General features: G+C 36.7%; 16 protein-coding genes. 10 read left to right on the top strand and 6 right to left on the bottom strand.

The window, feature by feature from the left end; genetic code table 11:
- Positions 1–447: 447 nt before the first annotated feature.
- The 8 genes from SSOP1_RS10955 (at position 448) to SSOP1_RS10920 (ending at position 7,163) form a co-directional block, all read left to right on the top strand.
- Entirely contained in the window at positions 448–813 is a 366-nt protein-coding gene (locus tag SSOP1_RS10955) for a ribbon-helix-helix domain-containing protein (protein WP_012712682.1), read from the top strand.
- Complete coding sequence (locus SSOP1_RS10950; RefSeq protein ID WP_009992147.1) at positions 789–1,163, top strand: clan AA aspartic protease; 375 nt, start codon at positions 789–791, stop codon at positions 1,161–1,163. The genes SSOP1_RS10955 and SSOP1_RS10950 overlap by 25 nt, the downstream gene beginning before the upstream one ends.
- Positions 1,164–1,320: 157 nt before the next feature.
- Positions 1,321–1,740, top strand: coding sequence for an HIT family protein (locus tag SSOP1_RS10945; protein ID WP_009992148.1), 420 nt, complete (start codon positions 1,321–1,323; stop codon positions 1,738–1,740).
- Positions 1,741–1,776: 36 nt separating this feature from the next.
- Positions 1,777–4,779: an FAD-binding and (Fe-S)-binding domain-containing protein gene (locus SSOP1_RS10940; protein WP_010923795.1), complete on the top strand. Its 3,003-nt coding sequence runs from the start codon at positions 1,777–1,779 to the stop codon at positions 4,777–4,779.
- Positions 4,780–4,857: 78 nt separating this feature from the next.
- Entirely contained in the window at positions 4,858–5,625 is a 768-nt protein-coding gene (locus SSOP1_RS10935; protein WP_009992152.1) for a sugar nucleotide-binding protein, read from the top strand.
- Positions 5,600–5,905, top strand: coding sequence for a transcriptional regulator (locus SSOP1_RS10930; protein WP_009992153.1), 306 nt, complete (start codon positions 5,600–5,602; stop codon positions 5,903–5,905). The genes SSOP1_RS10935 and SSOP1_RS10930 overlap by 26 nt, the downstream gene beginning before the upstream one ends.
- Before the next feature lie 11 nt (positions 5,906–5,916).
- Positions 5,917–6,585, top strand: a complete 669-nt coding sequence (locus SSOP1_RS10925) for an HAD family hydrolase (RefSeq protein ID WP_009992154.1) — start codon at positions 5,917–5,919, stop codon at positions 6,583–6,585.
- Positions 6,586–6,680: 95 nt separating this feature from the next.
- Positions 6,681–7,163 (top strand): methyltransferase, encoded by a 483-nt coding sequence (locus SSOP1_RS10920; RefSeq protein ID WP_080514974.1) that lies wholly within the window; start codon positions 6,681–6,683, stop codon positions 7,161–7,163.
- Here SSOP1_RS10920 and SSOP1_RS10915 read toward each other — a convergent pair.
- The 5 genes from SSOP1_RS10915 to SSOP1_RS10895 all read right to left on the bottom strand — a co-directional run bounded on the left by SSOP1_RS10915 (position 7,125) and on the right by SSOP1_RS10895 (position 12,986).
- A complete protein-coding gene (locus SSOP1_RS10915; RefSeq protein WP_009992158.1) occupies positions 7,125–7,826 on the bottom strand; it encodes a phosphoglycolate phosphatase in 702 nt (233 codons plus the stop codon). The genes SSOP1_RS10920 and SSOP1_RS10915 overlap by 39 nt on opposite strands.
- Positions 7,807–8,637, bottom strand: a complete 831-nt coding sequence (locus SSOP1_RS10910; protein WP_009992159.1) for a deoxyribonuclease IV — start codon at positions 8,635–8,637, stop codon at positions 7,807–7,809. Before SSOP1_RS10910 ends, SSOP1_RS10915 begins: the two co-directional genes overlap by 20 nt.
- Positions 8,638–8,666: 29 nt before the next feature.
- Positions 8,667–9,017, bottom strand: coding sequence for a hypothetical protein (locus SSOP1_RS10905; protein ID WP_009992162.1), 351 nt, complete (start codon positions 9,015–9,017; stop codon positions 8,667–8,669).
- A gap of 49 nt (positions 9,018–9,066) precedes the next feature.
- Positions 9,067–11,424 carry a M1 family metallopeptidase gene (locus tag SSOP1_RS10900; RefSeq protein WP_009992163.1) on the bottom strand — a complete coding sequence of 786 codons (2,358 nt, stop codon included), beginning with the start codon at positions 11,422–11,424 and terminating at the stop codon, positions 9,067–9,069.
- A gap of 497 nt (positions 11,425–11,921) precedes the next feature.
- Positions 11,922–12,986, bottom strand: coding sequence for an ISNCY-like element ISC1217 family transposase (locus SSOP1_RS10895; RefSeq protein ID WP_010923767.1), 1,065 nt, complete (start codon positions 12,984–12,986; stop codon positions 11,922–11,924).
- Positions 12,987–13,070: 84 nt separating this feature from the next.
- On the opposite strand from SSOP1_RS10895, the gene SSOP1_RS10890 reads away from it, so the two are divergent.
- Together SSOP1_RS10890 and SSOP1_RS17940 are read left to right on the top strand one after the other, a co-directional pair.
- Entirely contained in the window at positions 13,071–13,469 is a 399-nt protein-coding gene (locus tag SSOP1_RS10890; protein ID WP_009989919.1) for a hypothetical protein, read from the top strand.
- A 170-nt stretch (positions 13,470–13,639) separates the two neighbouring features.
- Complete coding sequence (locus tag SSOP1_RS17940) at positions 13,640–13,831, top strand: hypothetical protein (RefSeq protein WP_080514960.1); 192 nt, start codon at positions 13,640–13,642, stop codon at positions 13,829–13,831.
- Here the strand turns inward: SSOP1_RS17940 and SSOP1_RS10885 are convergent.
- Positions 13,817–14,158 (bottom strand): rhodanese-like domain-containing protein, encoded by a 342-nt coding sequence (locus SSOP1_RS10885; protein WP_010923791.1) that lies wholly within the window; start codon positions 14,156–14,158, stop codon positions 13,817–13,819. The genes SSOP1_RS17940 and SSOP1_RS10885 overlap by 15 nt on opposite strands.
- Positions 14,159–14,292 lie beyond the last annotated feature (134 nt).

Below are 14,292 nucleotides of genomic sequence, written 5' to 3'. Positions count from 1 at the left end.
TTTCTTGCATAATATTAACTATGTTCAGCCCCTAGAGTAGTTTGGGTACAACCTCCTACTCGGTGTTTGATCCTCTCTTGTTTTCTAGAGGTTTTACAGCTAGCCTCTTGAATGGGGTTTTATCCCCTCGGAGTGCCTGGGCTTATGTTAATATTTCTCTTATTTGCTTATTTCCTTTTCTCTTATAATACTTGGTTTTATTCGTTCTCTAGTTTCGCGTTGATTCCCCGTGGAAGTGAGTTCTCCCTCTCCTTGGAGTCTGAGTTGAATAATTACCTTAATATAGATATATTCTTATTTACTTTTATAATTCCGTTTATCCTTATGTCAAGTTATTATATAGATAGTGAGTTTTAATCTATCGAGAAGGGACGAGGCTTATCGTTCTTTTTGTCAGACTCATGTATTAAAGATAAACTTTATTATATTTCTTACCAAGTTAAACATATGGCAACAAAGGTGCTGATAAAGAATATGGACGAGCAGCTTTATAGGATGTTAAAAGCTAGAGCTGCACTATTAGGGATAAGTGTCTCTGAAGCAATACAGCAGGCTATTTCTTTGTGGCTCAACGTTACCGAAGGAATAGGTGATTATAATTACATCGTACTTAAGACTAATCCTGAAGCAATAAATGCATATAATGAAGGAAAGTATGTTTTAGCTTGTGACGGAGAATATATAGGTGCATTTGATAGTGAAAAGGAGGCAGTTGAAAAGGGGAAGGGGCACAAGAAATGTATGATAGGTAGTAAGAATTACGATAAGCAAGAGATAGGAGATTGGGGATGGTCTTCGATTGCTTTAGAATAAATGATAAACCTACTTTACCGGTTACCGTAATAGATCCTTATAATGGGGATTTCATGGAAGTTAGAGCATTAATTGACACTGGATTTTCCGGTTATCTTTTAATCCCTCCTTCTGTTTACAATAAAGTAAATTCCCTTGAGCTAGAGAATCCAAGAGTTTACGCAACGCTTAACGGAATTGTTAAAACTAGAGTTGCTAAGGCTATTATAAAGATTGGTAAAATTAAACTTGACACTCTTATTGAAAGTCCTATTCTTGGTAGGGAAATTTCGCTTTTAGGAAGAGAATTACAAAAAATATTACACATAGAGTTTAAGAAAGGAAAAGAAGTCTGCATAGAAGACCCTTGATAATAAGCTTAAAAGCAGTGATGTTTCATAATTTGACTTCCCTACACAAAACTTAATATTAAAAATGGAATCTTCATGAATGAAGAAATCCAGTTGAATAGCAAAGGGATTTTTTGTAACTAAACTTATAATTTTGTAGTAATGAGGGTCAATACAGATGTGTATCTTTTGCAACATTGTTGAAGGAAGGGATCATGGGTATATCGTGTATAGTAACGATAGAGTAGTCGCATTTCTGGATAAATTTCCTATTACACCTGGACATACTTTGGTAGTACCTAGAACACATTATGAGAATTTTTTAGAGATTTCTGAAGACGTCATACCATATTTATGTACAGCTGTAAGAAAGATTTCAATTGCAGTAAAGAAAGCTTTGAAGGCTGATGGTATAAGAATATTAACCAATATTGGAAAGAGTGCAGGGCAAGTGGTATTTCACTCTCATTTTCATATAGTTCCAACATGGTCCCAAGATCCAGATATAATGAAAGATTTCGTACCAAGAAAAGAACAGTCAAGGGAATATTACGAGTACGTACAAAAAGCAATAATAGAAACTTTAAAGAATATATAAATGCTAGAATAATATATAACATTTAAGGGTAGTAATATGGGTTTGGAAGAGGAGTTGAAAAGTTTACTAGGGGATAGTTTTCATGATGAATTAGTAGAGAGACTATCTCATTCAGTGGATTTCGGTTTCGTTCCAGAACTAGTGTGGTCTGGAATAAAGATTAACATTGTCCCAGACTACGTTGCTTATCCTAGGTCGGTGGAAGATATTATTAACGTAGTTAGATTAGGACTCAAATATAAAATACCAATAGTCCCTTATGGCAGAGGTACAAATAGATATGGTAACGCAATACCAGCAGATGGTGGAATATTACTTGACTTTTCAAAGATGACCAACGTAACTATAGATGAATCGAATAAGATGGCAATAGTTGAGCCCGGTGCTACCTGGAAGCTTGTTGATATCTATGCTCAGCAGAAGGGACTGCAATTAAGGACCTTCCCATCTTCATACGATTCCACTGTGGGAGGAGGGATAGCTGGAGACGCTTTAGGAATAGGTTCATATGAATATGGTTTTATTTCAGACAATGTAAGCTTCGTTGAAATGGTAAATCCAAAAGGGGACTTAGTTAGACTAGAGGGCAAGGATTTAGCGTTAGTATGTGGAGCGGAAGGTACTACCGGGATAATAGCTAAAGCTGGGTTAAAGCTTAGGAATTTCTCTCCAACTGAAGCTATGGTCATTTCCTTTGATAATTTAGATCAAATGATGCATGCAGTAGGAGAATTCTATAGAGAAGTGATTCCAGCTTGGCACGTTCAAGTTAGAGGTCCATACATTTCTACATATATGGCTGAGAAATATAAGGCGCCATTTGAACCTCAAAAGTGGAATATGGTAATACTATACCCTTCTCCTAGGTCACCTCTAGTGGAACCAAAAATTTATAAGATTGCCCAGTCTTATGGTGGTAAAGTTTTTGAAGGAGAATGGACTGGTTGGTGGTCATTTAATCATGGTGTTGCGGCAGCATTAAGGACACAAGGTTTATTAATACATCAACACGGTTTAATACACTATACGAGGCTTTTAGACTTATTAAGGAATCTAGAAAAGGCTTTAGGTAAATTAGGTGAGCTGTCTTCAGATGGTGGGTTTGATGTAGATATAGCTTTAGAGAGGAGGGAAGTCCTTTTAGTTAACGCGTTTACTCAGATTTCAGTAAGCCCTGTCGATAAGAAAATACTGTATGATTTAGCTAAGAACACACTAATGATGGATGAGTTCGTAAAAGTTGATGGTTCCCTATTATCAGTAGGTATTTTTGCTCACAAGTATGCTAAAAATAGATTAAGCAGTATGGGCAAAACATTTACTGAGTTAGGAGTTGATAGATACGAGGTAATAAGGAAGTACAAGGAAGAAACTGATCCAGAAGAAATTTTCAATCCGGGAAAGCTCTTTGATCCGAAGATTAGAGCTAAAGCTGTTCTGGAAATTCCAAGAAGGCAGCAAGAAGCTTTAAACTTTAGGTTTGCGATTGGCTTTGTTAAAAGGCTATCTCCAGGTGGTGAGGTTGAGGGTTTTAAGCATGTAAGAAGGTATTTGGAGGATTTTGCAGATTACAGCCTCATGTGTATAGACTGTTCAATGTGCGTTACCGTGTGTCCTCAATATAGACTAATTCCTCAATGGCCTTATGCCCCAAAAGGTATGTTTGATTTCGTCAGAGGTGCAGTGGCTTATTATGAATTAAACGGTTCCATCGATATACCAGATAGCGTGATAGCCGAGATTTCTGGTTGTCATAAGTGCGGTCTTTGTGATGGTGTATGTCCAGCGCGAATTCCAATCTCAACACTATTAATCAAATTAAATAGTCTAGTAGCTAAGAAATTACCAGAGGAACCGGGAGTAGAGTTATCTCTCTTTTCTGATCCAGAGTTAGCTTCGGTTAATGATCCAAATAGCCAATTCATATTGTGGGTTGGGAAGAATGCAGTTAGTAACCCCGCAGTGGCGATCACAGCGTTAAAGATACTTAAAAAGATGGGATTAAAGGTTAAAGTGATAGGTACATCAGCAGACAGCGGATTTCTGGATTATATAAGTGGAAATGGGAATAAATTCTTAGAGAAAATGAAATATAATTTAGATGCAGTTAATAATGCGTTAGAAATAATTACTATTACTCCTGAGGATTATAGAACATTCTCCACAGCGTATAAGGACTACTCTAAATTGGCTGGAACAGAGGTAATTTTCGAAGTAGTACCGTTAGAACTTAGACTGCTAAAGTCTATAGTCATTGATGGAAGTAATGAAAATGTAAATTTACATGTAGCTTGTTTCTCCTCGGAATATTCAGATGAGGTAATTAGAAGGTTAAGCGAGAAAGGATTCAGGGTTAAAAAGGTTGAGGGTTGTTCAGGTGCAATCCTAGAAAAGAGTTTAGGAAAGAGAGCTGACTTAATGGCTAGAGCTATAGGAGAGAGATATGGAAAAGTAGTTACACTATGTCCATTGGCTGCTGCTAAGTTCAGAAGTGTTGGGATAAATGCCGTGACGTTAATAGAATTCCTGGCAGAGAAATTAGGGATACAAAGCGTGCAATATCAAGTAGCATCTTTCCAACTAGATGAGAATAGTAAGGAATATATAAGGAAAGAACTAATTTCCAGTATATTATCTTCTCTTAATTCCCAAGTTAATTTAATAGCTGATACAGCAGCATTTTCCACTTCAGGTGTTGACGAGTATAAGAAGATTATTGAACCCATTATAGTTCAAGTAGTGGACAATATAGGTAAGATAATTGCATCTAAATTATCTGGTAATATAAGGCAAAAATCTTCAGAGTCTTCAATAGATAAGGCCATTATACTGGCTGAGTATATAAAAGAAATATCCAATACTTTGTCAGCAATTGAATTAGATAAGATTATACAGCCGTTTGCCTCATTACTGAAAAGTAAGGTAACAGAGGAATATGATGAGAATGTAGTGATCTCTGCTGTCATACAGCTATTAAGGGATAACATTGATCGACTGAAAACTGTTATTACAACTGAGATAAGCAAAATCTTGAGCTAGAGCAATTTTTTAACGTACTCGTATAATGATATATAGTAATCGAAACTTTTTAATTCTAGGTAGTAAGAATTATAGATATTGAAAATTGCAGTTACTGATGAAGGAGAAGTTGCTAAAGCAATTGCCAAATTTCTTGGTGGTAAAGGCAATGAAATTATAGTTGTGGATAATCCCTCCAAGGTTATAAGGGAAAAACCAGATGTGATAATACATACATTTGAAATACCAATTTTTGAAAGTAACGCAAATCCTCCTTTAGCCTGGTCATTTAACACGTGGTACGCAATTAACATAGCTAGAGCTGGGTCTAAGGCGGGGAGCGTAAATGTATTTCTTTCCTCTTTTTTAATTTACGATGGGAAGAGAGGTTTTTACAAAGAACATAATACTCCTCATCCACTAAATTATTACGGATTAACTAAACTAGTGGGGGAGAGTAGTATTATCTCTTTGGGTAATTACTTAGTTTTAAGAGTTGGCGCATTATTTTCATTATCATATAGGGGTTTTCTATTTCCATTCATTAAAGCCTCCACAATGGGGAAAGTCCTAAAGTGTAATAAAAACTTTTATATCTCAATTATCGATTTAAATACATTAGCTAAGGTAATTAAATTACTTATTGATAAGGAAGCAAGAGGAGTAATAAACGTAGGGAGCAATAGAGTATCTCTTTTTGACATATGTAGTTACCTTTCAGATATCTTTGGAAATGAAGTTATTGAAATTGATAATCGACAGAGGGATTTTTCGCTAGATGATTGGCTTTTAAGAGCATATAATATTAAAATCGACGCAAAAGAGAGTATATTGAGCTTAATTGAGTACAGACTTCTTAACAACTAGGGAAAAAATATTCTTGTTGTTATTTTATTCAGATGAACCTTTGAGTGCTAGGGAGATAATGAGAAGATTGGACGTTAGGAAAGAGAAAGAAGTTTACGATCATTTAGAGCATTTGGCGAGGTCAAGCAAAAGGAAAGGTTATATGCTTATAATAATACCAGCAAAGTGCAAGAGCTGTGGTTACGTATTTAATTCTGACAAAATAAAAAAGCCTAGTAGATGTCCTATTTGCAAATCTGAGAAAATTGAAATGCCAAAATTTTTAATTAGGAACAAGTAAAGCGAATATATATGAAGACAATATTCGTAGACTTAGGAGAAACTCTAGTGCACTTCAAGCCTAGATATCATGAAAATATTGCTTATGCTCTTAAGGAAATTGGATATAATGTAGATGAAAGGAGGGTCTTCAAGGCAGTTGCGAAGATTCTAGGAAAACATCATTATCCTAGTCAAGAATATGGAGGTCTTTCAGCTTTTGATTTTAGGGAACTGTTTTATGAGCTTAATATATATCCAGATGAGCAATTAATAACAAGATTAAATAGTAAGAACCTATTATCTGGGGAGTACGAACTCTATGACGATTCTATTACGTTTTTGGAGGAAGCCAAAGGACTTGGATTTAAATTGGTCTTAGTCAGTAACGCAACTAGAAGTATCTATAAAATAGTTGAAGATCTGGGGATTAAGAAATACTTTGACGGTATAGTTGCTTCGTGTGACTTAAACATTATGAAACCTCACCCGAAGATATTTTCCTATGCAATGGAAATCGCTAAAAGTGATGGGATTCATATAGGTGATATTTATGAAATAGACGTAATTGGGGCGAAAAGAGCAGGTCTTGAAGCAATACTTTTAGATAGATTAGGGTTTTACCCCGAAATCAGGGAAAATAAGGTGAGTAATTTATTGGAGGCACTAGAATTAGTAAAAGAGAAATTGAGAAATTCCTAGAGAAGTACTCAAGACCCCATCCAAATCCCAAATACGAACTAGAACAGTACGTAACGCCTTCACCAATAGTAGCTCAAATAATTTGGCATGCTTATATATCTGGACATCTAAGTAGTAAAAAGGTAGTTGATTTAGGCTGTGGGACTGGCGTCTTCTGTTTAGCGGCATCACTTTTAGGTGCTTATTGTACTTGTGTGGAAATTGATATGGAATCACTAGACACTGTAAAGAATATGAAAAGTGAATTGGATTTAGATATAGAGCTAATTAATGCTGATGCAACTCAATTTTATTCTAAATTTGATACTGTAATTCAGAATCCACCATTTGGAGTAGTAAATAGAGGAATAGATATCAAGTTTTTACAAACAGCGTTTAGTATCTCTGATGTGGTATACTCAATACATAAGTCCAACGAGAGATCAAGAGAAATCATTATTACAATGGCTAAAGACTATGGGTTTTCTACTGAAATATTGTCTGAGAGGTTTAGATTAAAACCTTATTACCCATGGCATATGAGAAGAGTTCACGAGTTCTTAGTAGATATCTACTTCTTTTCCAAAATTTCCAGATAGTATCTTATCTAAAATCTCCACGACTCCTAAACCATTAGGATTTTCGGTAACTATGTCAGCAATTTCCTTTATTTGAGGTATTGCATTTGCAACTGCTACTTTAATGTCGGCAACTCTAAACAACGCATAATCATTTTCACTGTCTCCTAAGGCTATTATCTTTCCCTTAAACCCAGTTAATTCCTTAAACTTCAAAACTCCTACACCCTTATCCACACCTTTAGGTAGTATCATAGCATCGTTTCTATTTACCTCTATTCTCCCATACTTTTCTATTTCACTTAACATATCTAATTTAGATCCATAGCCATCCACATACAATATAATCCTACCTATGGAATACCTAACCTTAAGGTTATCTAATATTTCAATAATCTTCTTCCTATCTCTTTCAAACCAACTTTTTTCACAAAGCACAAATTCTCTATCGTTGAAAAGTATTAGGGAACCATTCTCCAGTATCCATGCAGTGGGTTTCAAACCAACAGCCAATTTATCAATAAATTTCTTCTCCCTACCAGTTACCACTACAAATTTATATTTTTTTGAAAATTCATTTACTTTTTGTGAAACAATCGGTGATATTACAAAATTATTCTCTTCACTGGCTAACGTCCTATCATAATCTGAAGCTACTAATATTTCATTCGAGCCTATATCCAAGCCTCTCTAATACCTCCTTCATTTTTAACGCATCTCTTTCTAATTCTGGACTTTCACATATTAATGTTATTGAAATATCCCTTTTAAGCAACTCCTTCGCTAATGGTTCAAATGGCGGAGCGTTAGCGTCTATGGGAATGTGCTCATCTACATATTTTCCTCTTCTATAAACTAGAGATTCAAAGTGGGAATTTATATGAGTTAAACCTAGCTCCTTAATTAGCCTATCTATAATCTTCCCGTAATCTATTTCTCCACCCTGCCTAGCAAAAGTATGAGCCCAATCTATATAGGGTATCACACCCTTTAATTCCTTAGATATTGAAATAACCTCATCCAAAGTCCCAAAGGCAGTTTCTTTAGCCATAGTTTCAACACCAAACTTAACGTTCCTTATCCCCATTTCCCTAGCCTTATCTATTACCTCTTCTAATCCTTCTTTAACGTTTTGATAACATTCCTCTGGAGTCATTTTCCCATAGAATGCAATATGAATAGCTATAGCGTCAGCCCCCATTAACTCAGCTCTATCAGCAGTATCTAAAATTCTCTGCTTCGAAGCCTCAATTTTCTCCTTTTCCTCAGAACATAGGTTTATAAAATATGGAGCGTGGACCGATAACCTAACTCCCAATTCCCTTGCAACTTGTCCAGTTTCCTCTGCGGTTTCCTTACTCATCCTTACACCTTGAACAAACTCAACTTCCATAGCGTTTAAGCCCAACTCTTTAACAGTCCTTATACCCTCCACAGTATTCTTCTTTTTAGCCGAATGAGGAACCCCAGCGGGACCTAAATAAATCTTTGCCATCAATTTAAACTTGTTATACAAAAACGTATTTAAGCATCAACTGACATTGCGAAGTGTTTTTTCTCGTCCTCTAAAATTCTCATTATATCCTCGTCGTCCTCATTGAAGTTATTCTTGTAAAAATCAATAGCGTTTCTTTCCACAATTTCATTAACCTTCTTAACTGCCTCTATTCCAAATAGCGAGATTATAAAACCCAATATTGAAAAAACATAATATACTGGTTTCTCTAGGAAAGACCTCCTATACTTCTGAAAATACTTCCAGTGATACATCTCATTTGAGTAGGACTCACGAAATATCTTATATCTAATTGAAAATCCCCTATCTAATCCGGCTGCACCAGCTTCGCCTAATAGAGCTAGTTTATACTTATCCATAATGTATAATACCGTTAAAAGTTAAAAGGTAGATGTTAAAAAACCTTTATTACTTTAACCTTGAATACGCTTTAAGTAACTCTAACCCTGTCCCTATTCCCCTCTCCGCTTCTGGCATATTAAGATTACTAAAGAACTGCTCAGTTTCTCTTTCCGCCCCTATTCCTATTAACGGAATAACCTCCGCAAGTCTTCTCCCAAGTATTCCAGTACCCTTATAGGCCTCTCTCATGAAGTTAATATGCATCTTAATCCAGTTTAGTACTGCACTCTTAGCGTAAGGATTGTAAGCAGCTGTGCTTAAAGTTAAAGGAATATCTTGCTTCTTAATCTCACCACTCAGTATTAAGCTTAAAGTGTTACCCACGAGGTAAGGCTTCCTGAAGAATAACATAGCAGTTAAATATCTAAGCTTCTCTTCATCAAAGGTTTCCTTCCTAAACCTCTCTAACAACTCGTCAACGGAATTGTCTTCATAGGTTATAGCATATGCTACAGCTACTCCTTGTCTAGTATCAGAATCTAGAGAGCCATAGAATCTGAATAGCTCTGAAAGGCCTAAAGAGAACTCATCATCTATTGCAGCAAGTCTATAGAGAATATTTGAGTACGTTAATCTTCCTAATTCATCCTTTGAATTTCTCCAATTCTTTAGCTGAATTCTATGAAATTCCTTTGCAATACCTTGATATTTATCTGGATTTATTGCATGAAGTGTAAATAATTCATTAGAAAGCTCATTAACCGGTAAGAAATCCTTATCGTTAAAGAATTTAGATATTACCCTTTCATATTCCTTGAAACCTATTTTACCAGCCAATAGGAAAGCCCAATAATCGTTTATAATACCCCACTTGTCAAGTTCTGATAAATTACTGTTAAACACTAGATCGGAGTTATTATAATAAAATACTCTGTAAAACCCAGTCCTATTTACATTAACCTTTAAGCTCTTTACATCTTCCTCAAATACCATAGTATCTCTCTCCTTGTCTAATAAATGAGTTACAACCTTGCCGTTAACCTCCATGGTAAGAGGAATCTTATAAAGTAGGTTCTCGACATTTCCTATCAACGAAAATCTCTCCTGTTCTAAGCTCACGCGTTTTCCAGAGACGCTAACTCTAACCATTGGATAACCAGGTTTAGTTATCCAATCAGCCATTATTGGAGAAATATCGGAACCGTAAACTTCAGAAATTGAATTCCATAAATCAGAACCTTGAGCGTTTGAATACGAGAACTTCTTTAAGTAATTAACAACCCCTCTCCTAAAATTCTCCTCACCAACATAAGCCTCAATCATCCTCAAAATACTAGCCCCCTTACCATAACTAATATCGTCAAACATCTGCTCTACTTCATTGGGGTCCCTTACGTGTGCCTCTATTGGGTGTGTAGTCGATACAGAGTCCTTTTCTAAGGCTCTAGAAGTCTGGTTCAAAACGAAATAGTCCCAGAAGTTCCATGAAGGGAATAATTGTGAAATAGCCTTATGGCTCATGAATGTTGCGAAACTCTCGTTTAACCATAAATCATCCCACCACTTCAAAGTAACCAAATTACCAAACCACTGATGAGCCAACTCATGAGCAACAACCTCAGCAACTCTAAACTTCTGATAAACAGATGAAGAATCGTCAGCCAATAAAGCAGTCTCCCTAAATGTAATAGCACCCCAATTCTCCATTGCACCATATGCGAATTCCGGTATTGCGATTAAATGAACCTTAGGCAATTGGTAGGGAATTTCAAAATACTTTTCATAGAACTCTATAGAATTTCTTGAGATCTGCATAGAGAATCTTCCCTTTTGTACTTTGCCCGGTATTGTGGCTACTATAATTGTCGGGATTTTACCTTCATCCCTAATTTCTTCAAAGTTTCCAATTCCTAGGTATAGTAAATAGGTAGACATTTTAGGCGTTTCATCAAATTCATATACTACTTTCCCATTCTCTTCCTTTTCTCTCACTACTGGCATATTGGATATTACCTTAAGTCCTTTATCAACTCTAACAGTTAACTTAAACCTGGCCTTCATTGCAGGATGATCGAAACAAGGTATAAAGTCCCTAGCATGTGTAGCCTCAAACTGCGTACTAATAACGTATCCGTCTTTATAAGAGGCCTTATAAATACCCACCAACTTCCTTTCAGTAACCTTTCCCTCAAATTCCACTTCTAAAATACCGGAAAAGGATCCGCTCTTCACGTTGACTCTACTCTCATCTTGAGAGAATTCAATCTCTTTTCCGTTTACCTTGGCCTTTACTATCTTCAAACCTACAGCGTCCAGTACTACTGTTTCTTCATCGCTTTCCATTTCGATTTTCTCATATCCCTTATAATCTCCAGTTTGAAAGCTAAAATCAAGAAAAATCTCGTATCTATTAACCTTAATCATGTGTTTTTATGATATAATAAGGTTTAAAGTGTTTTCTATTAACTCGAAATATCGTTATCAAGGGTGGATTTTAGGGGGTTCAAAGGACATATATACGAACCTCTTAGTTTTGGTAAAAAAGTATAGCGTTTATAGGAAAATCGTTACACTTTTACGTTACATTAAAAATATATAACGAATCTTTCCTCGTTAGATGAGAAATGTTTATTGATAAGCTATAATATTAAGAAGTGCAATGAAAGATATTTATAAATACATGGATAAATATTTTGACTTTTTATGATAAGGGAATTTCCTAAAACTACTAAAAGTATTTGGCATATCCTAAAGGGTCGGGTAATTCGTCTCCTTCATCATAGGAAAAGAATATCAAATGTTTCTATTCTATATAAATCTTTTTTACTATACTCGTATAACCATATATAAAAATAAGTATAAAAAATCTATATAAAACAGTCTAATTTATATTCAGCCAAGACTGAATAACATATAGCACTTTACGGTTTTCTCCTCCTCTTGAACAGTTTTTTGATCCCACCCGCCTCACGGTAAATACTTTTTATCAATCTGGCCAACCTTTTGGCCCCGAGCATCAGACCCGTGGAGTACTTGAAGTATTGAACAACGAGGAGGGAGAGAGCCTTCAAGGCCACGAAGCCTGAGTTCCTAACCCAGGTCAAGAAGGACCCACCCTCGAGTCCCAAGGCCTTGAGCTCCCTGATCAAGACCTCTATGTCCCAACGGTTCTCCCAGGTCGTTATGATATCTTCAGCCGTGTCGTTAAGGTCGGTGGAGAAGAAATACCTCCTCCCGTAACCCTTATAGTCATCTATAACAAGTAACTTTATGGGAGTCCCCAAGTACTCTACCAGGTACTCCCCTTGGGGGAACTCGCTAACGGGCACGGATCTGCCACCCTCGACGACTCGCGCGCTGGACTTGAGTTCCCCCACAGTATTCCCTTGGAGAGTCCTCGAGTTCACGTACCATGAGTCGAAGACCCTAGCTTTTACATTCAAACCTGAGAGGGAGGAGAGAAACTCCAAGAGGGCATCTATCTTGGTCTTGAACTTCACCTCCTCACCCCTACGCTTGAGCTCCTCTTCCACCTTTCGGGGTATGTAGGCAATTATGTGGATCACGTAGATCTGGTTGTTCACCAGATCCTTGACGCCAATCACAAGGAGTTGGATCGCGGGTTCGAACCTCTTGTGCGCCCTACAGTAGAAGATCTGCGCCCCGTTTCTGGAGACCGGCATGGCCCTAGCGTAGAGCTTGTGGTCGTGGGTGTCGTCCACTATGAGAAGGACAGGATGATCCCCGACTAACTTCTTCACGACCTCGATTAGTTTGGCTTGAGCTGCCTTGTCCAAGTTATTCAGTACGGTCTCGTAGTCCATCTCGGCCTCTTGAGCTATCTCGGTAGCATTTCTTCCCACAACCGCCCCCAAGAGTAGCCTCTTGGCAACGTCCTTCCTCGTTCCAGTCATGGATAGTATGACCTCGTTAACTGCCTTTTCCAATGCCTTATAGTACTCCTCCCTCGTCAATTCTTTGGTCATACCAAAATTAAAGGTTCTAATTTTAAAAAGTTTTTATGGGCCTCTTGAACTGCCAGGATTTTCCGATAAATGCTAAACATATATATGAGAAAAGGTTTAAGCGATTCCGTTACAATGATGATAGTGTTACTAGCCTCAGTAATCTTAGCAATAACAGTAGTTTCCATATTATTCACATATCTAGGATATTTTGGAAGCAACTATGGATACGTGAAACAAATAGGTACAGCTCTCATAACGCAAAACGGTGAACTCAACATCACCTTGGAGAATTCCTTTAGTAACGCCAAGATAGTAGGGGTAATCTACAATGCAACTTTACATAAAGTTACCTATACAATATCAGTAGGTCTAAATAAATATACCATTAACACTGGATTTACCTTTCCTAATGGGATCCAAACGGTCACTTTGACCCTAGTAGTAGTGACCAATCAAGACACTATTTACATTCCTGTGGAAGCTCAGCTTGTTAATAGTTGAATTTCCTTTCTAGAATCTTTTGCCATAGTAATTCATTTTCATCCATTCCACTTTCAACTTCGTAACCCAAAGACTGTAACACATTTGCATAACTTTTAAATACTTTTAATCATTTCACAATATGATCTTTATTATGATTATGTTTATATATTATTTCCTCTACATTATAAATTGATGAACTCCATACTGATGACGGGCTATGCTCACGAGGTATTGGGGCGACAAATACGGATGGGAGGGTAGTGGTGTTTCCCTCGACTAGCCCCAATGAGTTGAGGGTGAGTGTGTATGAGCCCTCAAGAGGGGTGCCCGTGGCGGAATTAGAAGTGGTTAAAAGTAAGCAGAAGTTACGCCACGGGTAAACACATCCACAATGCCATTCCACCAATCATGTAGTAAGCTCTTTTCTTATAAAGATGAGGCATACCGTATGTGGCGTACCTAGCCCTATTTCCGTGCTCGCATACAACAGCGACTTCCTTATCTTCGAAAAGTTCAGTTAAATGCTCTAAATAATCTAGGGGTGCTAAGATTGCCCCCGGTATGTGATGTTCCTCATATTCTTGTGGTGTTCTAATATCGAGTATCATTATCTTTCCGCTTTTCCATAATTTCCTTACCATTGATGGAGGTAAGTCGATTATGTTCTTATAAAAGGGTGAGGAATAGGATTCTATTACTTGAGTCATGCTACTTTAACAGTGTTTATTTTTACTTAAATAGTTTTCTATCTATACTACTGTTAAAAGAATTTTAAATTATTTTACAAAAAAGGGAAATTTCATAGGAATAGCAATAAGTGTGAGATCTTGCTTTAGTTTGT

This window comes from Saccharolobus solfataricus, from assembly GCF_900079115.1.
Taxonomy (GTDB): Archaea; Thermoproteota; Thermoprotei_A; order Sulfolobales; family Sulfolobaceae; genus Saccharolobus; species Saccharolobus solfataricus.
Note: the sequence above shows the minus strand (reverse complement) of the source record. Positions and strands in the feature narration are given on the sequence as shown.

Bases quoted from the DNA above. Each gene is read 5' to 3' on its own strand.
- SSOP1_RS10955 (WP_012712682.1), top strand. From the start codon at position 448: ATGGCAACAAAGGTGCTGATAAAGAATATGGACGAGCAGCTTTATAGG.
- SSOP1_RS10950 (WP_009992147.1), top strand. From the start codon at position 789: ATGGTCTTCGATTGCTTTAGAATAAATGATAAACCTACTTTACCGGTT.
- SSOP1_RS10945 (WP_009992148.1), top strand. From the start codon at position 1,321: ATGTGTATCTTTTGCAACATTGTTGAAGGAAGGGATCATGGGTATATC.
- SSOP1_RS10940 (WP_010923795.1), top strand. From the start codon at position 1,777: ATGGGTTTGGAAGAGGAGTTGAAAAGTTTACTAGGGGATAGTTTTCAT.
- SSOP1_RS10925 (WP_009992154.1), top strand. From the start codon at position 5,917: ATGAAGACAATATTCGTAGACTTAGGAGAAACTCTAGTGCACTTCAAG.
- SSOP1_RS10910 (WP_009992159.1), bottom strand. From the start codon at position 8,637: ATGGCAAAGATTTATTTAGGTCCCGCTGGGGTTCCTCATTCGGCTAAA.
- SSOP1_RS10905 (WP_009992162.1), bottom strand. From the start codon at position 9,017: ATGGATAAGTATAAACTAGCTCTATTAGGCGAAGCTGGTGCAGCCGGA.
- SSOP1_RS10900 (WP_009992163.1), bottom strand. From the start codon at position 11,424: ATGATTAAGGTTAATAGATACGAGATTTTTCTTGATTTTAGCTTTCAA.
- SSOP1_RS10895 (WP_010923767.1), bottom strand. From the start codon at position 12,986: ATGACCAAAGAATTGACGAGGGAGGAGTACTATAAGGCATTGGAAAAG.
- SSOP1_RS10890 (WP_009989919.1), top strand. From the start codon at position 13,071: ATGAGAAAAGGTTTAAGCGATTCCGTTACAATGATGATAGTGTTACTA.
- SSOP1_RS10885 (WP_010923791.1), bottom strand. From the start codon at position 14,158: ATGACTCAAGTAATAGAATCCTATTCCTCACCCTTTTATAAGAACATA.